Origin of the sequence: Streptomyces sp. NPDC048255, assembly GCF_040652415.1 — a bacterium.
GTDB lineage: Bacteria > Actinomycetota > Actinomycetes > Streptomycetales > Streptomycetaceae > Streptomyces.
Genome location: NZ_JBEZMA010000070.1, coordinates 1 through 20,304, shown reverse-complemented (window position 1 = coordinate 20,304; position 20,304 = coordinate 1). Strand labels below are relative to the sequence as shown.

The window sequence follows — 20,304 nt, the reverse complement described above, 5'->3', positions numbered from 1 at the left end:
TCAGAGGCAAAGTCAGTCGGCGCTCCGCTGTCCCAGTACGGTCTCCACCGTATCGGCCTGCTCCGCGCTCTTGTCCGGGCGGTGCCTGAGCACCCGGGCGAAGCGCAGGGCGACCCCCGCCGGATAGCGCGGGGAGCGCTGGAGGCCGTCGTAGGCGACCTCCACCACCAGCTCGGGCCGCACCCGCACGGTGAACCCGTCGTCGGAGGTCGCGAGCGCCGTCAGCCGGGCGGTCTGCCAGCGCAGCATCTCGTCCGTGAGCCCCTTGAAGGTCTTCCCCAGCATGGCGTGCGTACCGTCGGCGGCCCTGGCCCCCAGGTGCAGGTTCGACAGGAGGCCGGTGCGCCGCCCGTGGCCCCATTCGGCGGCGAGCACCACCAGGTCCAGGGTGTGCACGGGCTTCACCTTGAGCCAGTGCCTGCCGCGCCGGCCTGCCGCGTAGGCCGAGTCCAGCGCCTTGACCACGACGCCCTCGTGGCCGCGGCGCAGCGTGGCGGCCCAGAACTCCTCGGCCTCGGCCGCCTGCGCCGCCGGGTCCTCGACCACGAGCCTGCGGACCCGGGCGGTCTCGGGCACCAGGGCGGCGAGGGCGGCGTACCGCTCGCTGACCGGGAGGTCGAGGAGGACCTCCTCCCCGGCGGCCAGGACGTCGAAGAAGTACGGGACGACGGGCAGCGTGCGCCGGGCGGTCACCACGTCGAGCCGGGAGCCGACGCGGCTCGCCACCTCCTGGAAGGGCACCGGGCGCCCGTCCGCCGTCTGCCCGATCACCTCGCCGTCGAGGATGAACCGCTCCCCCGGCAGCGTCCGGGCGAGCTCGGCCACTTCCGGCAGCCGTCCGGTGATCTCGTCCAGGGAGCGCGTGTACACCCGTACGTCGTCCCCCTCGCGGTGGACCTGGACCCGGATGCCGTCGAGCTTCTCCTCCACGGCGCAGGGCCCGAGCAGGGCCAGCGCCTCGCCCACCGACTTGGCGGTGTGGGCCAGCATGGGCTGGACGGGCTGTCCGACGCGCAGGGTGAATCCGCCGAGCGCCTGCGCGCCCCCGGCCAGCACGGCCGCGCCGACCCGGGGCAGCGAGCCGTCGAGCATCACGGCCCGGCGCAGCTCGGCGGCGGGCACCCCGGCGGCCGCGGCCACGCCCTCCAGGGCGACCGCGTCGAGCGCGCCCTGGCGGACCTCCCCCGACAGCAGGCTGCGCAGGAAGGCCTGCTCGGCCTCGGTGGCAGCGCCCAGCAGGCTGTCGATGATCCCGCTGCGCCGGGCCGCGGCCCCGGCGCCCGCGACGGCTGCGAGTTCGGTCACCGCCCGGTCCACGTCCCGGACGGTCAGGGTGGGCTCCGGCGCGGGTGCGCTCTGCCGGCCGAGGGCGCGCCAGCCGATGCCGGGGCGGCCCTGCGGGAGGCGCCCGGCGAGGTAGGAGATCACCAGGCCGGCCTCCTCGGGCGGAGTCGCGGCGAAGAGTTCCGCGAGCAGGGCCGTCTTGCGGGACCGGGCGGAGGTGTCGGCGACCTCCCTGGACACGCGCGCGAGTTCGGCCAGCAGCATGCGGCCATCCTCCCGCCGCAGGGCGTACCCCGCAGGTCGGGGCGCCTGGGGCGGGCCTTTCGGATCTTGCCGGGCCCGCGTGCACCGGCTGCCGACGCGCCTCTTCTCCGGCGGGCGGCTGCCCGTGTACCGCGGACGCGGTATGCGGCGCGCCCCCGCGTAGTCCTCGGGAAGGTGGGGACATCCCCCTTGCGGCGCTCGGGCGCGGGGCACCGGGCGTTTAGGGTTTCCGTATGAAGCTCCGACTGCCCCGGCGCCGCCGAGACCGTCTCCTCGCGGGGGCCGCCGCGCTCGCCGTCGTCGCGGGGGCCGGTACGTGGACGGCCGCGGCCGCCTCCGACGACGCGCCGGCCGTGCACCGCCAGGACCACATGCTGAACATGCCCGGCTCGGACGGGCCGGACGTCGCCGTCGACACCTCCTACTTCACGGCGGGCGGCACGCAGAAACGTCCCGCTGTGCTCCTCGGGCACGGTTTCGGCGGCAGCAAGGACGATGTCCGTGCCCAGGCCGAGCGGCTGGCCCGCGACGGATACGCCGTACTGACCTGGTCGGCGCGCGGCTTCGGCCGCTCCGGCGGCCAGATCGGCCTGAACGATCCCGCGTACGAGGTCAAGGACGTCTCCCGCCTCGTGGACTGGCTCGCGGCCCGCCCCGAGGTACGGCTCGACGCGGACGGCGACCCGCGCGTCGGCGTGTCCGGGGGCTCCTACGGCGGTGCGATCTCGCTGCTCGCCGCCGGCTACGACCGGCGGGTGGACGCCATCGCCCCGCAGATCACCTACTGGAACCTGACGGACTCCCTCTTCCCCGGCGGCGTCTTCAAGAAGCTGTGGGCCGGGATCTTCTTCACCTCCGGCTCCGCCGGGGTCATGCAGCCCGGGCAGCCCGCACAGCAGGGGGCGCGGGCCGCCGATCCGGCGGCCGCCACCGGCTGCGGGCGCTTCCAGCCCGAGCTCTGCGCGATGTACGAGCGGGTCGCGGTGGCCGGGAAGCCCGACCCCGAGGCCCGTGCGCTGCTGGAGCAGCGCAGTCCCTCGGCCGTCGGCGAGCAGATCAAGGTGCCGACCCTCATCGTGCAGGGCCAGGACGACTCGCTCTTCCCGCTGGACCAGGCCGATGCCATGGCCAAGGCCATCGCGGCGAACGGCGCGCCGGTCTCCGTGGACTGGGCGGCGGGCGGGCACGACGGCGGCGAGCGCGAGGCGGGCCGGGTCGAGGCCCGGGTGACGGCCTGGTTCGACCGCTACCTCAAGGAGGGCGGGGCCGACGGGGGCACGGACACCGGCCCGGCGTTCCGGGTCTCCCGCTCCGGCGGCATCGATTCCACCGACGGCGAGGTGCAGCTGCGCGGCGCGAGCGGCGAGCGGTATCCCGGGCTCACGTCCGGCCCGCGCGAGTTCGCCCTGACGGGACGCGAGCAGACCTTCGCCAATCCGGCGGGCGGCGCGCCCCCCGCGCTGTCCGCCCTGCCCGGCATCGGCGGCCAGCTCGCCGCCTTCGGCGCCGGGCTCTCGCTGGACTTCCCGGGGCAGAACGCGCGGTTCGAGTCGGAGCCCCTGGACAAGGACGTACGGATCACCGGCACCCCGACCGTCACCCTGAACGTGAGGTCGACAGCCGCGGACGGCAGCGCCGTGCTGTTCGGCAAGGTGTACGACGTCGGACCGGACGGACGCCAGCAGGTGCTGCCCCATCAGCTGGTCGCCCCCGTACGGGTGGAGGACGCCCAGCAGGGCAAGGCCGTCGAGCTCAGGCTTCCCGCGATCGACCACGCCGTGGAGGCCGGGCACCGGCTGCGGCTGGTCGTCGCCGCCACCGACCTCGGTTACGCGAGCCCGGCCGCCCCGGCCGCCTACACGGTCTCGGCGCAGGGCCCGCTGGCCGTCCCCGTCGCCGCGGGCGTACGGACCGCCTCCGCCGGGCTGCCCGCCTGGAGCTGGGGGCTGCCGCTGGGAGCGGCCGCGCTGGCCGCCGCGCTGCTCGGGATCCGCCGGACCCGCCCGGGGGCCGCGGGGGCACGGGGCGGGGCGGCGCAGCCGGACCCCGCGCTGGCCGGCGTACCGCTGGAGATCACGGGACTGACGAAGCGGTACGCGAAGGCGCAGGACCGGTACGCGGTGCGGGACCTGTCGTTCCGCGTGGAGAAGGGGCAGGTGCTGGGGCTGCTCGGGCCCAACGGCGCGGGCAAGACCACCACCCTGCGGATGCTGATGGGGCTGATCTCGCCGGACGCCGGGGAGATCCGGGTGTTCGGTCACGCGGTGCGCGCCGGGGCTCCGGTGCTGTCGCGGGTCGGGGCCTTCGTGGAGGGCGCAGGGTTCCTGCCGCACCTGACGGGCCGGGCCAATCTGGAGCTGTACTGGCAGGCCACCGGCCGGCCCGCCGAGGACTCGCACATGGCGGAGGCCCTGGAGATCGCCGGGCTCGGCGACGCGCTGGAGCGCGCCGTGCGCACGTACTCGCAGGGCATGCGCCAGCGGCTCGCGATCGCGCAGGCCATGCTCGGGATGCCGGACCTGCTGATCCTCGACGAGCCGACGAACGGTCTGGACCCGCCGCAGATCCGGGAGATGCGGGACGTGATGATCCGCTACGCGGCGGGCGGCCGGACGGTCATCGTCTCCAGCCACCTGCTGTCGGAGGTGGAGCAGTCCTGCACGCACCTGGTCGTCATGGACCGCGGCCGGCTCGTGCAGGCGGGCGAGGTCGCCGAGATCACCGGCGGCGGGGACACCCTGCTGGTCACGCTGGCGGAACCGGTGGACGAGGTGGGCGTCGAGAAGGTGGCGGCGCTGGAAGGAGTGGGTGCCGTGGTGGCCTCCCCGGAAGGGCTGCTGGTGCGGCTCGAAGGCGCGACGGCCGCGGGGCTGATCGCCGAACTCGTACGGCTGGAGGTGCCGGTGACCGGAGTGGGGCCGCACCGCCGGCTGGAGGACGCGTTCCTCACCCTGATCGGAGGTCCGGCGTGAGCGCCGTGCAGGAGGTGGCCCCGGGCTACCGGGCGAGCCGTACGCTGCCGCTGCGCGTGGAGGCGCTGAGGCAGTGGCGTCGGCGGCGGACGCTGGTGATGGGCGGGGTGCTGGCCGCGCTGCCCTTCATCCTGATGATCGCGTTCGCGGTGGGCGGCGGGCCGGGCAGCGGGGACGGCGGGAACGGCCGGATCACCCTGATCGACACGGCCACGGCGTCGGGTGCGAACTTCGCCGCGACCTGCCTGTTCGTCTCGGCGGGCTTCCTGCTGGTGGTGCCGGTGGCCCTGTTCTGCGGGGACACGGTGGCCTCGGAGGCCAGCTGGTCCTCGCTGCGCTACCTGCTGGCCTCGCCGGTGCCGCGGGCGCGGCTGCTGTGGAGCAAGCTGGTGGTGGCGCTGGGCTTCAGCCTGGCGGCGATGGTGCTGCTGCCGGTGGTGGCGCTCGCGGCGGGCACGGCCGCGTACGGCTGGGGGCCGCTGAAGCTCCCGGCCGGCGGGGCGCTCACCGCCGGGGACACGGTCCCGCGGCTGGCCCTCGCGGTCGCCTTCGTCTTCGTGTCGCAGCTGGTCACGGCCGGTCTGGCGTTCTGGCTGTCCACGCGGACGGACGCGCCGCTGGGCGCGGTCGGCGGGGCGGTGGGGCTGACGATCGTGGGCAACGTGCTGGACGCGGTGACCGCACTCGGCTCCTGGCGCGAGTTCCTGCCGGCGCACTGGCAGTTCGCGTGGGCCGACGCCTTGCAGCCGCAGCTGGAGTGGGGCGGGATGGTCAAGGGGACGGCGGTGTCGGTGTCGTACGCGCTGGTGCTGTTCGCGCTCGCCTTCCGGGGGTTCTCCCGCAAGGACATCGTCTCCTGATGCCCGTTCTGCGGGGGAACCCCCGGAAGGGAGCGGTCTGCTGACGGCTCCCTACGGAAGCGGGAGCACGCGTACGGGTGAGCCGTCGAGGAAGGCACGGATGTCCTCGACGGCTTCGCCGTAGTACGTGGCGTAGTTGGACCGTGTGACATAGCCCAGGTGGGGCGTCGCCAGCAGGCGGGGCGCGGTGCGCAGCGGGTGGTCGCGCGGCAGCGGTTCGACGTCGAAGACGTCGATGCCCGCGCCCGCGATGGTGCCCGCGTGCAGGGCCTTGAGCAGTGCGTCCTGGTCGACGATGGCGGCCCGGGAGGTGTTGACCAGGTAGGCGCTCGGGCGCATCAGGGCCAGTTCGGCGGCGCCGATCAGGCTGCGGGTGCGCTCGCCGAGCGCGAGGTGCACGGAGACGAAGTCGCTGCCGGCGAGGAGTTCGTCCTTGGACGCGGCGCGTGCGACGCCCACCTCTGCCGCCCGCTCCGCGGTGAGGTTCTGGCTCCAGGCCACCACGTCCATGCCGAAGGCGAGCCCGACCTGGGCGACCCGGCTGCCGATCTTGCCGAGGCCGAGCAGACCGAGCCGGCTGCCGTGCAGGTCGGCGCCGATCGTGCTCTGCCAGGGGCCCTCCGTGCGCAGGGCGGTGTTCTCCGTGACGGTGCCGCGGGCCAGCCCGAGCAGCAGGGCCCAGGTCAGCTCGACGGGCGGGGTGGAGGAGCTGCCGGTGCCGCAGACGGTGACGCCGTTGCGCGTGGCGGCCGCGTAGTCGATCACCGAGTTCCGCATGCCGCTGGCGACGAGCAGCTTGAGCCGGGGCAACCGGTCGAGCAGGGAGGCCGGGAAGGCGATCCGCTCGCGGAGCGTGACGACGATGTCGAAGTCGGCCAGGCGCGCGGCGAGCCGGTCCTCGTGGGAGAGGTGGTCGGTGTACGTGACCACCTCCACCCGGCCCGCGAGCGGGGACCAGTCGGCGAGGGTGGTCGCCGCCCCTTGGTAGTCGTCGAGGACCGCGCAGCGCAGCAGGTCCGTCACGCGGCCACGCCCGGCGCCACCGCGTCGATCTCGGCGAGCAGTTCGGGTTCCAGCGGGCGGTCGGCGACGGCCGCGTTGGCGCGTACCTGCTCGGCGGAGGTGGCTCCGGCGATGACGGAGGCGCAGCCGGGCTGCGCGGAGAGCCAGCCGATGGCGAGTTCGAGGACACTGCGGCCGTGCTTGTCGGCGAGCGCGGCCAGTGCTTCGACCACGTCGAGCCGCTCCTCGGTGAGGTACGCGTCGCGGCCTTCGAGGCGGGAGCCGGGCGGGACGGGCGCGCCGCGGCGGATCTTGCCGGTCAGCAGGCCGTTGGCGAGGGGGAAGTAGGGGAGCACGCCGACGCCGTAGTGCAGGGCGGCCGGCACCAGTTCGCGTTCGGCCGAGCGCTCCAGCAGGGACCACTCGTTCTGTGCCGACACGAAGGGCGCCGCGCCGGTCTCGCGGGCGACGTGGGCGGCTTCGGCGAGCTGCCAGCCGGTGAGGTTCGAGTGGCCGATGTAACGGATCTTCCCCTCCGCGACCAGCTCGGTGAGGGCAACCAGCGTCTCCGCCACGGGGGTGGCCGGGTCGGGGCTGTGCAGCTGGTAGAGGTCGATGTGGTCGGTCTCCAGGCGGCGCAGGGACTCTTCGACGGCCCGCCGGACGTACGCGCGGCCGCCACGGGAGCCGGCTGCGGGCCCGTACTGCATGTCCACCCCGGCGAAACCGAACTTGGTGGCGAGGACGACCTGGTCGCGGCGGCCCTTGAGGGCCTGGCCGAGGTGGCGCTCGGAGCCGCCGCGGCCGCCGTAGATGTCGGCGGTGTCGAGGAGGGTGATGCCCGTGTCGAGGGCGGCGTCGACGACCGCGCGGGTGGCCGCGGCGTCGAGGCGGCTGCCGAAGTTGTTGCAGCCGAGACCGATGGCGGAAACCTGCAGACCTGAATTGCCCAGGGAGAGATAGCGCATGTGTTTCATGCCTCCGCACTTGTGTGGTGCCTGACTGATCGTCGGGTCAGTCTAAAAGAGGTCCGCGAGGCGCCGGCCGAGGGCCCGGCCCCTCCCCACCAGGGCGGCCGCGAGGCCGGGGTCGGGTGGGTTCGGTGGGGCCGAGCCGAGCCGGATCAGATCCGATCAGATCAGGCGGGCGGCTCCCGCCGACGGGGCGGCCGCCGTGATGCGGGGCGGCGCGTAGCCCGCCTCGCGGAAGGCCCTCGCCACGGCCCGGCCCACCTCCGGCTCGGCGTCCGCGTCGATCAGGGCCAGCGCCGAGCCGCCGAATCCGCCGCCCGTCATGCGGGAGCCGTACGCGCCCGCCGCGTCGGCCGTGGCCGCCGCCAGGTCCAGTTCCGGGCAGGACACCTCGTAGTCGTCGCGCAGCGAGGCGTGCCCCTCCGTGAGCAGCGGGCCCGTCTCGCGCAGCCGCCCGGCCCGCAGCAGTTCCTCGATCCGTACGACCCGCTCGTTCTCGGTGACGACGTGCCTGACCCGTCTGCGCTGTACCGGGTCGCCGAGGCGGGCCAGCGCCTGCTCCAGTCCTTCGTACGGGAGGTCGCGCAGGGCGGGCAGGCCGAGGGCCGCGGCCGCCTCGTGGCAGGAGGTCCTGCGCTGCGCGTAGGCGCCGTCGGCCAGGTCGTGCTTGACCCGGGTGTCGATGACGAGGAGGCGCAGGCCCGCCGCCGCGCAGTCGAAGGGGATGTGGCGCTGTTCGAGGCTGCGGGTGTCCAGGTGGAGGGCGTGGCCGTCGGTGGCGCAGGCGGAGGCCATCTGGTCCATGACCCCGCAGGGGACGCCGACGTAGGCGTTCTCCGCGCGCCGGGCGAGCGCTGCCAGTTCGGGCCGGGTGAGCGGCAGCCCGTACAGGTCGGTGAGCGCCAGGGTGGTGGCCACTTCCAGCGCCGCGGAGGAGGACAGGCCCGCCCCCGTCGGCACGTCGGAGCGGATCCACAGATCGGCGCCGCTGACCGGAAGCTCAGCGTCCAGCAGGGCCCACACCACCCCGGCCGGGTAGGCGGCCCAGCCGTCGGCGCCCTGCGGGGGGTGCGCCGGATCGAGGGCGGAGAGGTCGAGGGTCACCACCCCGGAGGGGACGTCGGCGGAGTGGACCCTGAGGATCCGGTCAGTGCGCCGGGCCGCGGCCACCTCGGTCCGCTGGGGCAGGGCGAAAGGCAGGGCGAAGCCGTCGTTGTAGTCGGTGTGTTCGCCGATCAGGTTGACCCGGCCCGGGGCCGCCCAGACCCCCTCGGGCGGGTACCCGTACAGCTCCCGGAAACCGTGCGCCGCCGCGTTCACCGGCCCGCCACCTCCCGCAGCCGTGCGGCCGCGTCCTCGGGCCGTACGTCGTTCATGTAGGCCTCCATCCCGGATTCGGTCCCGGCGAGGTACTTCAGCTTGTCGGCGGTGCGCCGGACCGTGAACAGCTCCAGGTGGAGCGCGAAATCGGCGCGGCCCTCACCCGCCGGGGCCTGGTGCCAGGCGGAGATGTACGGGGTCGGGTCGGGCCGGTCGAAGAGCCGGTCGAAGCGGCGCAGCAGCTCCAGGTAGACCCGGGGGAACTCGGCCCGGGCCGCGTCGCCCAGGGCGGGCAGGTCGGGGACCCGGTGGTGCGGGTAGAGGTGGACCTCGTAGGGCCAGCGGGCGGCGTACGGCACGAAGGCCGTCCAGTGCTCCGCTTCGAGGACGACGCGGGTGCCTTCGGCCCGCTCGGCGGCCAGGACCTCCTCGAAGAGGTTGCCTCCGGTGCGCGCGCGGTGGGCGGCGACGGTGGCGAGCATCCGGGTGGTGCGGGAGGTGACGAAGGGGAAAGCGTAGATCTGCCCGTGCGGATGCGCGAGGGTGACGCCGATCTCGGTGCCCCGGTTCTCGAAGCAGTAGACCTGCCTGACGCCCTGCTGGGCGGAGAGTTCGGCGGTGCGGTCGGTCCAGGCGGCCAGCACCAGCGCGGCGCGCTCCTCGTCGAGTTCGGCGAAGGAGGTGCGGTGGTCGGGGGTGAAGCAGATGACCTCGCAGCGGCCGGTGTCCCCGGCGAGGGAGGGGAAACGGTTCTCGAAGACGGCCACCTCGTAGTCGGGGGCCGGGATCTCGCTCGCGCGCCCCTCGGTGGACGGGCACAGCGGGCAGGCGTCGGCGGGCGGGTGGTAGGTGCGGCCCTGGCGGTGCGAGGCGATGACGACGGCGTCGCCGAGCAGCGGGTCTCGGCGCACCTCGGAGGCGCCCTGGGCCGGGGCCGCGCCGAGCGGCCGGGTGTCTGGGAAGGCGCGGGCCGCGCCGTCGTCGGTGTCGTAGTAGAGGATCTCGCGGCCGTCGGCGAGGCGGGTGCTCGTGCGCTTCACGTGAGGATCCTCTCCTACTGGAGGGTGACGACCGTGGGCCGGCCCAGGTCGGGCTGGTCCAGCAGGGGCAGTCCGGTGCCGGGGCGTTCCAGTTCGAGGACGATGATCTCGTTCTGGCCGGTCCGCCACAGGGGCCCGGGCGCGTAGAGGGTGCTCTGCGGGCCGCGCGGGGTGTCGTAGTGGCCGAGGAGGAACCCGTTGAGCCAGACCAGCCCGGTCCCCCAGCCCGACACGTCGAGGAATCCGTCGGCGGGGGCATGCTCGGGGGCGTGGGTGAAGCGGTGGAAGGCGGGCCGGCCGGTCTCCGCCGGGGCGGTGCCTGCCGCGGCGGGTGGCGCCGCTGTGGCCGGCGGTGCTGCGGCCGGCGGTGCTACGGCGGGCGCCGCTGCGGCCGGCGCTGCTGTGGCCGGCGCTGCTGCCGGTGCGAAGTCGAGTCCGGTGAGGTCGGTCAGCGGCAGCGGGCGGATCTCCCACTCGAACAGCTGCTGGTGGCCATGGCGTACGCCGCGCCAGATGCCCTTGCGGTCGTCGAGGAGGGGACCGTAGTTGACCCGCCCCTGGGCGCGGACCAGCACGTCGAGGACCACTCCCGACTCCGCGACGGGCAGGTCGAGCCCCTCGTCGGGCGCGTTGCGGTCGAGGACGCCGAGGGGAACCCCGTCTGCGAAGACGTACGCGCGGTCACCGAGGCCGTCGATCTTGACGGGCATCGCGGGGCGGGGGCCGGTGATGGTGGTGCGGTAGTGGATCAGGCCGTGGCTCTGGCCGAGGCGTTCCATGGACTCGGGGGCCGGCCGCAGTACAGGGGGCCCGCCGAGCAGGTCGAGCGCGCTCAGCAGCGGGGCGGTGCCCGCGGGGGTGGCCAGGGCGGGGGTGATCCGCGGGAGCGGCTCGGGCAGCGGATCCTCGGGCAGCGGCACGTACTTGCCGATGACCTCGCGGAAGGCGTGGAACTTGGGGGTGAGTTCCCCGGCCTCGCCGATCGGCGCGTCGTAGTCGTAGCTGGTGACGGTGGGCTGGTAGCCGGGCTCGCCGGGGCGGGATCCGGTGTGGTTGGCGCCCGCCCAGAAGCCGAAGTTGGTGCCGCCGTGGGCCATGTACAGGTTCACGGAGGCGCCGGTGGCGAGGAGTTCGTCGAGCGAGTCGGCCGCGTCCTCGACGGCGCGGACGTGGTGGCCCTCGCCCCAGTGGTCGAACCAGCCGATCCAGAACTCCATCGCGGCGAGCGGGCCGGCCCGCTGGTAGCGGCGCAGGGCGTCGAGGCGCTCGGCCGGGCGGGCGCCGAAGGTGGCGGTGGCGAGCCGTCCGGGGAGCATGCCGCCCTGGAGCATGGCGTCCTCGGGGCCGTCGGCGGTGAACAGCAGGCAGTCCACGCCGCGTTCCACGAGGGCCTGCTCCACGTGCGCGCGGTAGCGGGTGTCGTTGCCGTACGAGCCGTACTCGTTCTCGATCTGCACGGCGACCACCGGCCCGCCGCGGCTCGCGAGCAGGGGCAGCAGCTCGGGGACGACGAGGTCGAACCAGCCGTCCACCTCGGCCTCGAACCGCGGGTCGGAGCAGCGCAGGTGGAGGCCGTCGACGGCGAGGAGGCGGGCGGGCAGGCCGCCGAAGTCCCATTCGGCGCAGATGTACGGGCCGGGGCGGACGATGGCGTCGAGGCCGAGGTCCTGGGCGGTGCGCAGGAAACGGCCGAGGTCGCGCCAGCCGGTGAAGTCGGCCTCGCCGGGAGCGGTCTCGTGGAAGTTCCAGGGGACGTAGGTGTCCACGGTGTTGGCGCCCAGGGCACGCAACCGCCTGAGCCGGTCCTCCCACAGGTCGGGATGGACCCGGAAGTAGTGCAGGGCCCCCGAGACGATGCGGTGGGGGCGCTCTGCGCGCCGGAATCCGTCCTTGTCGTGCGTGAGCATGCGCTGACTCCCGAGTGAGTCGAGATGCCGTGAGGTGCGGGTCGCCGCCGAATATATGAACGTACCGGCCGGGTCGTCAATGACCAGTTGATCGGAATCGATCGAATCGATCGGTTCGAATGCTTATGATGGCGCTGCCGGAGCGAACCCACCCGCGAACCACCCGCACCGGTGTTCACACCAGCAGACCGCGCACGCCGACCGCAGACGGGCGCGCAGACCGCAGGGGGATCCCTTGAGACCACACGTAGACCAACGTCAGGCACAGGTGCTCGCCCTCGTCCAGGAACGGGGCAGTGTGCGCGTGGCCGACCTGGCCCAGGAGCTCGGCGTCTCCCCGGTCACCCTGCGCAGGGACATCGAGGCGATGGCGGCGCGCGGCGAGATCCAGCGGATGCACGGGGTGATCAGCCGGGTGGCGGCGGGCCGGACGCCGGGCGGCGGGCCCGCGGGGGGCCCGAGCGCCGGATCGGCCCGGGCGGTCGCCGGCGGACCGGCGGCCGGGGGCGGCGGTGGCGAGGGGCTGGTGATCGGGATGGTGGTGCCCACGACGGAGTACTACTACGCCGATGTCGTACGCGGTGCCCGTGAGGCCGTCGAGGCGCGGGGAGCGCGGCTGACGGTGGGGCTGACCCGCTATCTGCCCGGTGAGGACCGGACCCAGGCCGACCGGTTGCTGTCCACCGGGGCGCACGGACTGCTGCTGACCCCGAACTGGGAAGCCGGATCCCCCGGGCCGGGCGAGGGCGCGTGGACGGCCGAACTCCCGGTTCCCACCGTCCTGGTGGAACGGTGGGCTCCGCCTGGGCACCCCGCGGCGGCGCTGGACCGGGTGTCCTCGGACCACGCGTACGGCGCGGCCCGGGCGGTGCAGCACCTGACGGAGGCGGGCCACCGCCGGATCGCGCTCGCCAGCCGGACCACCCCGACCACGGCCCGGCTGCGGGCCGGCTACGAGGCGGCCGTCACCGCCCTCGGACTGGAACCCGCGCCGCCGTGGCCCCCGGCCGGCCCTGCTCCGCTCTCGGACGCGGAACTCTTCGCCCGGACGCTGGACTACCTGTGCGAGGCCGTGACCACGGGCGGGGTGACGGCCGCGCTGATCCACAGCGACACCGACGCGATCATGCTGATCCCCCGGCTCCAGGCACGGGGCGTGCGGGTGCCGGAGGACCTGGCCGTGATCACGTACGACGACGAGGTCGCCGGCATGGCCGACGTCCCGCTGTCGGCGGTGGCACCGGCCAAGCACGAGGTGGGCGCCCGCGCGGCCGCCCTCCTCCTGGACCGCCTCTCCCCCTCCCCGACATCAGCCACCCCCCAGGCCCCCCCTCGCCAACACCTGGACCTGCTCCCCCGCCTGACCATCCGCCCATGACCCAACCACCGCCCGCCCCCACACCCACCTGACACCCGCCCAAGCCGGACGCCCGCCAGACGGGGGCGCGGGCCGGGCGGGGCGCGGGGGTGCGGGGCGTGGGCGCGGGGCGAGCCAGGGGCGGGTGGGGCACGGGGCGGGCCAGGCGCGGGCGGACGGGGCAAGCACGGGTCACGGGCCGGGCGGGGGTGTGCCGGGGCGCGGGGCAGGCCCCGGGCCGGACGGGGTGCGAACCGGGCGCAGCACGGGGCTTGCCCGGCGCGGGGCTCGGGGCGAGCCCAGGGGCGGGTGGACGCGCGCGGGGCCGGGCGGGGGATGCCGAGCGCGGGGCAGGTCAGGCGCGGGCCGGGCGCAGCGCGGGGTTTGCCAGGCGGCGGGGCGAGCCAGGGGCGGGCGGACGGAGCGCGGATGGGCACAGGGCGGGCGCGGCGCCGACGCGCCACAGGGGCGGACGTGGCACGGACGGGCTACGGACCGGACGCGGCGTGCCTGGCGCGGGCCGGGACGGGCCACCAGGCGGACGGAGCGCGGACGGGCCACGGGCCGGGCGAGGGTGTGCCAGGGCTCGGGGACGAACATGGCACCGACGGGCCACGGGCCAGGCGGGTGTGTGCCGGGGCTCGGGGGCGGACGGCATGGACGGGCCACGGGCCGAGCGGGGCGGGGGGCGCCGGGGCACGGCCGGGGGCCACGTGCCAGCCGACCGAGGACGCCCTTTGACGACACTCCCCAGGTCCGCCCTTCCGCTACGGCATCGTTCCGGGGTGGCCAGCCCGTTCGGCCTGATCTGCCTGATCCACATGGGCGGCCGCCGCCGCCACGAGTATCTCCAGGTGTTCCCGGCCCCGAGTGAGCCGCCCCGGCAGCTCCGCGGCGTCGGGGTACCAACGCTTCTCGTACTCCCAGCAGAGCCAGCCGTCCCGCGGTGCGACAGCCACCGCCTCGGCGAGCGGCAGCACGCCCGCGCCGAGCCCGAGCGGGGTGAGCTCCTGCGCCGACGCCACGTCCTTCACCTGTATGTAGCCCAGATGTCCGGCAAGGGCCCGCCGGGACTGCGCCGGCGACTCTCCCCCCAGCCAGGTGTGCAGTACGTCCCACAGTGCGCCGGTTCCCGGATGCCCGACCCGGTCCAGCACCCGCGCGACCGCGGCGCCGGTGCGGTGCGAGTCGTGGGTCTCCAGCAGGATCCGCACCCCGTGCCGCTGGGCGAACGGCGCCACCGCCGACAGCCTGCGCACGGCATGGGCGTCGGCGGCCGCCTCGGGCAGCCCGGCTCCGCCGGGGAAGACGCGCACCCAGGGCGCTTCGAGGTCGGCAGCGAGCCCGACCAGGGCGCGCAGCTCGGCGAGGACCGGCGCGTCGTCGCCGGGCGCCGCCACCTTGGCATAGCCCGCGACGCCGAGGGCGCTGACGCCCGCCGCCCGGAGGGTCCGCAGGGCCGCTGCGCGCTCGGCGACCGGGCTGCCGGGGTGCAGCGGTTCCTCGGGGTGCGCGCGCAGTTCGAGGCCGTCGAACCCGTGGGCGGCCGCCAGGCTTGCGCTGCGGTCGATGTCGGCACCGGGCAAACCGAGTGCGGAGAAGGCGTATTTCACGGCCGGCTCCCATCCCCCGGGGGCGGCGCGGTGGAGCCGCGCACCATCAGCTCGGTGGGCAGGGTGGTGATGCCGCTCAGGGGTGGCTGCCTGCGTCCGGTGACCAGTTGGGCGGCGAGCGCGCCCGCTTCGCGCAGGGGCACACGGACTGTGGTCAGCGCGGGCGCGGTGTCCACACAGAAGGGGAGGTCGTCGAAACCGGCGACGGAGACGTCCTCCGGAATCCGTATGCCCGCCTCGCGCAGGGCCGCGGCGACACCGGTCGCCACGTTGTCGTTGGCCGCGCCGACGGCGGTGAAGGGCAGTCCGCGGCGCAGCAGCTCACGGGTGGCGTCGTAACCGGCGGCCCGTTCGAATCCGGCGTACACGGTGAGGGGTGCGCAAGCCTCGGGCAGGTCGGGGTCGTGGCGCAACAGGGCGGCGCGGTGTCCGGCGAGCCGTTCCCGGGTGGTGCTCAGGTCCGGGGGGCCTGCGACGTAGGCGATGCGGCGGTGGCCGAGTGTCAGGAGGTGTTCGGCGAGGCGGAAGGCCCCTCCGTGGTCGTCAAACATCACGGTGGCGACGGGAAGCCCCTCGGGGACCGGCAGGGGAGGCCGCCCGCACAGGACCACCGGCGCGCCGGTGGCCGCCATCCGTGCGACGCGGGCGGTGAGCGCCGCGGTGTGCCCGGGCTCCTCGACGGCGCCGCCGGTGAGGACGACACCACCGGCCCGCTGGCCTTCCAGCAGGGCGAGGTAGGCCAGTTCGGCCGCGGGGTTGCCCTCGGTGTTGCATACGACGGCGAGTCGGCGGGCGTCCGAGCCGCCGCTGGGTGCCAGGGCGCCTTGCAGGGAGCCGGCGAGGATCCCGAAGAAGCTGTCCGCGACATCGTGGACGAGCACGCCGACGAGGTCGGAGGTGGCGGCTGCGAGCGCGCGAGCGGGGCCGTTGGCGATGTAGCCGAGCTCCTCCACGGCCCGCTCCACACGCGTCCGGGTACCGCCGGCCACCGGGTACCCGCCGTTGAGTACGCGCGAGACCGTGGCGGGCGATACGCCCGCGTGCGCCGCCACTTCGGCGAGAGTCACCGCCATCATGCACCTCCCCTTGTCCGGACCCCTGCTTGCGGCCTGGGTCATCGTCTCATCCGGTCTGCGGATCTCCATTCTCCCTCAAAAAGAAAGCGCTTTCCATCACTCGAACGAGTGTTGCACTGGAGCAGTTCACAGCTTTACCGTTGAGGAAGTGAAAGCGCTTTCTATCCGCTTCGACGCCGTAGAACCACAGACGTGAAGGAGGGGGACACCGTGGTACGCAGGACGATCAAGATCGCGATGAACGGCGTGACCGGACGTATGGGGTACCGCCAGCATCTGGTCCGCTCCGTGCTCGCACTGCGCGAGCAGGGCGGCCTGGACCTGGGTGACGGCACGACGCTGTGGCCGGAGCCGGTCCTCGTGGGGCGGCGGGAGCCGGCCCTGCGGGCCATCGCCGAGGAGCACGGGCTGGAGCACGTCAGTACGGACCTGGCGGACGTGCTGGCCGATCCCGAAGTCGAGATCTACTTCGACGCCCAGGTCACCAGCGCCCGCGAGACGGCGGTGCGGCAGGCCATAGCGGCGGGCAAGCACGTGTACTGCGAGAAGCCGACGGCCCTGAGCTTCGAGTCCTCACTGGAGCTGGCCCGGCTGGCCGCGGCCCGGGGGATCAAGCACGGCGTCGTCCAGGACAAACTGTTCCTGCCGGGGCTGCTGAAACTGAAGCGGCTGATAGAGGGGGACTTCTTCGGCGAGATCCTCTCCGTGCGCGGGGAGTTCGGGTACTGGGTGTTCGAAGGGGACTGGCAGCCCGCGCAGCGGCCCTCGTGGAACTACCGCGCGCAGGACGGCGGGGGCATCGTCGCCGACATGTTCCCGCACTGGGAGTACCTGCTGCACGAGCTGTTCGGCCGTGTCCGCACCGTGCAGGCCCTCACCCGTACGCACATCGGCCACCGCTGGGACGAGCAGGGCAAGCCGTACGAGGCGACGGCAGATGACGCCGCGTACGGGATCTTCGAGCTGGAGGGCGGCGCGGTCGCGCAGATCAACTCCTCCTGGGCGGTCCGGGTCCACCGCGACGAGCTGGTGGAGTTCCAGGTGGACGGCACGCACGGGTCGGCGGTCGCCGGGCTGCGCGGCTGCCGGATCCAGCACCGCGGTGCGACGCCCAAGCCGGTGTGGAATCCGGATCTGCCGCAGACCGAGGCCTTCCGCTCGCAGTGGCAGGAGGTTCCGGACAACACCCCCTCCGAGAACGGCTTCAAGGCCCAGTGGGAGCTGTTCCTGCGGCACATCGTGCTCGACGAGCCCTGGCAGTGGGATCTGCTCGCCGGGGCGCGAGGGGTGCAGCTCGCCGATCTGGGCCTGCGTTCCTCGGCCGAGGGGCTGCGGCTGACAGTGCCGGAGGTGGTCCTGTGAGCATCCGGCTCCCCTCGGCCGACGGCGGGTACCGCCTGTACCGTCCGAACGGCGATCCCTTCGCACCCCTGGCCTGCGGCCCGGCCCGCGCGCGTACCTTCTACTCGGCCGCGCACGTGGTGGCGGACCCGCTGGCCGCGTCGGCCGAAGCCGGGCCGGTCCTCGACTGGGAGTCCACGCTGGCCTTCCGACGCCGCCTGTGGGCCCAGGGGCTCGGGGTGGCCGAGGCCATGGACACCGCGCAGCGCGGGATGGGCCTCGACTGGGCTACGGCGGCGGAGCTCATCCGGCGTTCCGCGGCCGAGGCCCGGGCGGTGGGCGGGCGGCTCGTCTGCGGCGCGGGTACCGACCAGCTCTCCGCCGGGGCTCCGCACTCCCTTGCCACGATCACCGCGGCGTACGAGGAACAGCTCGCGCACACCGAGGCCTGCGGGGCGAGGGCGGTCCTGATGGCCTCGCGGGCGCTGGCCGCTGCCGCGCGCGGCCCGGAGGATTATCTGGCGGTGTATGGGGGTCTGCTCCGGCAGAGCGCGCGGCCGGTCGTACTGCACTGGCTGGGGCCGATGTTCGACCCGGAGCTGGCCGGCTACTGGGGCCACGACGACCTCGACGAGGCCACCGACGTCTTCCTGAAGATCATCGCCGGGTCCCCGGAGAAGGTGGACGGGATCAAGGTCTCACTGCTGGACGCGGAGCGGGAGGTCGACATCCGCAGGCGGCTGCCCGCAGGCGTGCACTGCTACACGGGCGACGACTACCACTATCCGCAACTGATCGCCGGTGACGGGGAGCTGGCCAGCGACGCTCTCCTGGGGATCTTCGACCCGATCGCCCCCATCGCGGCCCGGGCCGCCCTCGCACTCGACCGGGGGGATCCCACGGGCTTCCGGGAGCTGCTGGATCCGACGGTGCCCCTGTCCAGACACCTCTTCGCCCCGCCCACCCGCTTCTACAAGACCGGCGTGGTCCTGCTGGCCTGGCTGGCCGGATATCAGGAGCACTTCACGATGGTGGGCGGGCTGCAGTCGGCCCGGTCGCTCCCCCACCTGGCCACCGCCTACGAACTGGCGGACGGACTGGGCCTGTTCCCGGACCCGGAGCTCGCCGAGGACCGGATGCGCCGACTGCTCGCGGTGTACGGGGTGACGTCATGAGCCCCTCCCCCGCGCCCACCCCGGCCCCGGCCCCGGCCCCGGCCCCTACCCAGGACCAAGCCCAGGCCCAGGACCAGGCCCAGGTATCGGCCCGTGCCCCGGCGCGGTTCAGCCTCAACCAGGAGACGATCCGCCAGTGGTCGCTGCCCGAGCTGGTCGCGGGGTGCACGGCGGCTGGAGTGGGCGCGGTCGGGCTGTGGCGGGACCCGGTGCGCGGGTTCGGCGTGCGGGAGACGGCGAAGCTGGTCGGCGGCGCCGGGCTGCGCGTCAGTTCCCTGTGCCGCGGCGGTTTCTTCACCGCCGCCGACCCGGCCGGCCAGGCGGAGGCGCTGGAGGACAACCGCCGGGCTGTGGAGGAGGCGGCCGAACTGGGCGCCGACACACTGGTCCTGGTCTCGGGCGGGCTGCCCTCGGGCGACCGCGACCTGGTGGGGGCTCGCGGGCGGATCGCCGACGTCCTGGGCGAGCTGGCGCCGTGGGCCTCAGCGCACGGGGTACGGCTGGGCATCGAGCCGCTGCATCCGATGTTCGCCTCGGACCGCTGCGTGGTCTCCACCCTCGGACAAGCCCTGGACCTCGCCGAGCAGTTCCCCGCGGACCAGGTGGGAGTGGTGGCCGACGCGTACCACGTGTGGTGGGACGAACGGCTGCCGGCCGATCTGCGCAGGGCAGGCGAAGGCGGCCGCATCGTATCGGTGCAGGTGGCCGACTGGGTGACTCCGCTTCCCGAAGGCGTGCTGCTGGGGAGGGGACAGCTGGGCGACGGATCCATCGACCTGCGGAGCTTCATAGAACTGGCCGACGGAGCCGGATACCGGGGCCCGGTGGAGGTCGAGATCTTCCAACCGGGGCTGTGGGCCCGCGACGGTGAGGAGGTACTGCGGGAGGTGATCGAACGCTACCGCGCACACGTCGAGTGAGCGGGGACGGCCCGCCTGCGGCCCTCCGCCGCAACAGCAGGTGCGCCGACGGCACCGACCGGATCTGTGAATCCGGTCCGGGGGAGCCGAAATGCCCCCGTGCGCCGGCAGCGCCAGCGGCCGGCCCGCGTCAGGGACCCCGGCCCGATCCACAGATCGGCAGCGCCCCAGCAGCGCGACCGGATCGGCGGTTCCGGGCGCCGGGGCCGAGACGCCCACGCGGGTCGGCGGCGCGGTCGGGTCGACCGGGTCTGGGGATACCGGCCCGGGAGCCGACATGCCCCCCAGGTCGGCAGCCCCGCGGCAGCCCGACCGACTCAGCAGATCCCTGGCACGGGGGCCCAGACGACCCCGCGAGTTGGCGGCGCGGCGGGCGGGAGCGAGCGGATCTGGGGAGGCCGGGGGGGGCAGGACGCCCCCGAGTTGGCAGCGCTCCAGCGGGCCCGACCAGGTCAGCAGATCCCGGCCCGGGAGCCGACAACCCCCGCGGGTCGGCAGCGGCCCGGGCAGCCGGCCGGTCGGCGGATGCCGGCCCGGGTGCCGTGACGACGCCTGCCAGTCGACGGCGGCGCGGGGCCAGCGGCAACGGGAGCGGGCGGATCTGGGATGCCGGCCGGGGGCGGGGCGGTCCCGCGGGGTGAGGGCGGGCTGTGCTGCGGCCTGGGTACCGGCGCCCGTTCGGTGGAGGGTGGTCAGTCCTGGTAGTCGTACTTCATGCCGATGCCGAGGGTGCTCTGCGTCGGGAGGAGATCGGCGCCGACGATGTCGAGGGCGAGCGGGAGGAGGAGTTCGGCCAGCCGGGCCGCCTCCGGCGGGGTCAGCGCGGCCCAGGGGGCGGCGGCGAGTTCGTCGGTGAGTTTCTCCACGGCGGTGCGCAGTGCGAGCCCGGCTTCGGTGGCCGCGCCGTCGCCGTCCAGCAGGTCCCGGGGGACGAGGCGCTCACGGGCGGCGCTCCAGTCCTGCGCCGTCCACTGGCGGCTCTCGAAGGCCCCGGCCGGGACGGCTCCGACTCCGGCCTGCAGGACCAGGGATTCGACGGGGTCGAGGTGGTGGGCCTGCAAGGCGATGAGGTGGCCGTCCCCGCGGTGCTCGCGCAGGATCGTGGCCGCGTGCCAGAGCGCCGCGTGCGGCGCCTCGGGCCAGGGCAGGGCGGAGTTGGCGGCGGCCAGCGGGCGCCCGGCCGGGGCGGCGGCCTCGGCGGC

General features: G+C 74.5%; 14 protein-coding genes and 1 pseudogene. 6 read left to right on the top strand and 9 right to left on the bottom strand.

Annotated features, from left to right (window positions below):
- Positions 1–12 precede the first annotated feature (12 nt).
- A complete protein-coding gene (locus AB0D94_RS33160; RefSeq protein WP_362059855.1) occupies positions 13–1,548 on the bottom strand; it encodes an ATP-dependent DNA ligase in 1,536 nt (511 codons plus the stop codon).
- A 233-nt stretch (positions 1,549–1,781) separates the two neighbouring features.
- On the opposite strand from AB0D94_RS33160, the gene AB0D94_RS33155 reads away from it, so the two are divergent.
- Both AB0D94_RS33155 and AB0D94_RS33150 read left to right on the top strand, forming a co-directional pair.
- The gene (locus AB0D94_RS33155; protein ID WP_362059852.1) at positions 1,782–4,520 is read left to right on the top strand and encodes an alpha/beta fold hydrolase; all 2,739 of its coding nucleotides are present in this window, start codon (positions 1,782–1,784) and stop codon (positions 4,518–4,520) included.
- Entirely contained in the window at positions 4,517–5,380 is an 864-nt protein-coding gene (locus AB0D94_RS33150) for an ABC transporter permease (RefSeq protein ID WP_362059849.1), read from the top strand. Before AB0D94_RS33155 ends, AB0D94_RS33150 begins: the two co-directional genes overlap by 4 nt.
- Before the next feature lie 51 nt (positions 5,381–5,431).
- Here the strand turns inward: AB0D94_RS33150 and AB0D94_RS33145 are convergent, their stop codons facing one another.
- The 5 genes from AB0D94_RS33145 to AB0D94_RS33125 form a co-directional block, all read right to left on the bottom strand.
- Complete coding sequence (locus AB0D94_RS33145; protein WP_362059845.1) at positions 5,432–6,403, bottom strand: D-2-hydroxyacid dehydrogenase family protein; 972 nt, start codon at positions 6,401–6,403, stop codon at positions 5,432–5,434.
- Positions 6,400–7,359, bottom strand: coding sequence for an aldo/keto reductase (locus tag AB0D94_RS33140; RefSeq protein ID WP_362059842.1), 960 nt, complete (start codon positions 7,357–7,359; stop codon positions 6,400–6,402). Before AB0D94_RS33140 ends, AB0D94_RS33145 begins: the two co-directional genes overlap by 4 nt.
- Before the next feature lie 156 nt (positions 7,360–7,515).
- Entirely contained in the window at positions 7,516–8,673 is a 1,158-nt protein-coding gene (gene galK, locus AB0D94_RS33135; RefSeq protein ID WP_362059839.1) for a galactokinase, read from the bottom strand.
- Positions 8,670–9,713 carry a galactose-1-phosphate uridylyltransferase gene (gene galT, locus AB0D94_RS33130; protein ID WP_362059836.1) on the bottom strand — a complete coding sequence of 348 codons (1,044 nt, stop codon included), beginning with the start codon at positions 9,711–9,713 and terminating at the stop codon, positions 8,670–8,672. The genes galK and galT overlap by 4 nt, the downstream gene beginning before the upstream one ends.
- Positions 9,714–9,727: 14 nt before the next feature.
- A complete protein-coding gene (locus AB0D94_RS33125) occupies positions 9,728–11,620 on the bottom strand; it encodes a beta-galactosidase family protein (RefSeq protein WP_362059833.1) in 1,893 nt (630 codons plus the stop codon).
- A gap of 235 nt (positions 11,621–11,855) precedes the next feature.
- On the opposite strand from AB0D94_RS33125, the gene AB0D94_RS33120 reads away from it, so the two are divergent.
- Positions 11,856–12,998, top strand: coding sequence for a substrate-binding domain-containing protein (locus AB0D94_RS33120; protein WP_362059830.1), 1,143 nt, complete (start codon positions 11,856–11,858; stop codon positions 12,996–12,998).
- Positions 12,999–13,744: 746 nt separating this feature from the next.
- Here AB0D94_RS33120 and AB0D94_RS33115 read toward each other — a convergent pair.
- Both AB0D94_RS33115 and AB0D94_RS33110 read right to left on the bottom strand, forming a co-directional pair.
- Positions 13,745–14,590: a sugar phosphate isomerase/epimerase gene (locus AB0D94_RS33115; protein WP_362059827.1), complete on the bottom strand. Its 846-nt coding sequence runs from the start codon at positions 14,588–14,590 to the stop codon at positions 13,745–13,747.
- The gene (locus tag AB0D94_RS33110; RefSeq protein WP_362059885.1) at positions 14,587–15,663 is read right to left on the bottom strand and encodes a LacI family DNA-binding transcriptional regulator; all 1,077 of its coding nucleotides are present in this window, start codon (positions 15,661–15,663) and stop codon (positions 14,587–14,589) included. The genes AB0D94_RS33115 and AB0D94_RS33110 overlap by 4 nt, the downstream gene beginning before the upstream one ends.
- A 213-nt stretch (positions 15,664–15,876) precedes the next feature.
- On the opposite strand from AB0D94_RS33110, the gene AB0D94_RS33105 reads away from it, so the two are divergent.
- Genes AB0D94_RS33105 through AB0D94_RS33095 form a run of 3 tightly spaced genes read left to right on the top strand, consistent with a single transcriptional unit; the run spans position 15,877 to position 19,102 of the window.
- A complete protein-coding gene (locus tag AB0D94_RS33105; protein WP_362059824.1) occupies positions 15,877–17,028 on the top strand; it encodes a Gfo/Idh/MocA family oxidoreductase in 1,152 nt (383 codons plus the stop codon).
- Complete coding sequence (locus AB0D94_RS33100) at positions 17,025–18,182, top strand: dihydrodipicolinate synthase family protein (RefSeq protein ID WP_362059821.1); 1,158 nt, start codon at positions 17,025–17,027, stop codon at positions 18,180–18,182. Before AB0D94_RS33105 ends, AB0D94_RS33100 begins: the two co-directional genes overlap by 4 nt.
- Positions 18,179–19,102 carry a sugar phosphate isomerase/epimerase family protein gene (locus tag AB0D94_RS33095; protein ID WP_362059818.1) on the top strand — a complete coding sequence of 308 codons (924 nt, stop codon included), beginning with the start codon at positions 18,179–18,181 and terminating at the stop codon, positions 19,100–19,102. Before AB0D94_RS33100 ends, AB0D94_RS33095 begins: the two co-directional genes overlap by 4 nt.
- 692 nt (positions 19,103–19,794) lie before the next feature.
- Here the strand turns inward: AB0D94_RS33095 and AB0D94_RS33090 are convergent.
- Positions 19,795–20,304: pseudogene (locus tag AB0D94_RS33090) on the bottom strand (hypothetical protein); the annotation flags it as partial.